The organism is Mesorhizobium sp. LNHC229A00, from assembly GCF_000502415.1.
In the GTDB taxonomy this organism is placed as follows: domain Bacteria; phylum Pseudomonadota; class Alphaproteobacteria; order Rhizobiales; family Rhizobiaceae; genus Mesorhizobium.
This window is the reverse complement of sequence record NZ_AYWQ01000222.1, coordinates 1-353: the sequence shown is the minus strand read 5'-3', so window position 1 is coordinate 353 and position 353 is coordinate 1. Positions and strand designations below refer to the sequence as shown.

General features: G+C 51.8%; 1 pseudogene. It reads right to left on the bottom strand.

From position 1 onward, the window contains the following. Positions 1-86: 86 nt before the first annotated feature. Positions 87-353, bottom strand: a pseudogene (locus X742_RS1000000175215) (exopolysaccharide biosynthesis protein); the annotation flags it as partial.

Genomic DNA, 353 nt, shown 5'->3' with positions numbered 1-353 from the left:
TCTGGTTCAGTTTGCCGGCGATCTCGCCTATCAAAGCATCTACGTTCAACGGATCCAGCGCGAGAGAGACGCTTGGCGTTCCAGTTTCAATAAGACGACTTAGCCCGATCGACGAAGCTATCAACACCAGAACGAAGGCGACGAACCAAACGCCTGAACGCAGGAGACTTAGCATGCGCGGGCTGGTCTGCTCCACCATCGACTCTGCCCTCGATTTTCGGGGTTTTCGTGCCGTATTCGTAATACTGATAGTTCATATATTTGTAGGCGTAGTTGTAATCGAACTTGTTCACTTGGAATTTCGACATCGCTGCCCCGATGACATTCGCTCCGGCTGCTCGTAGACGCTTCAG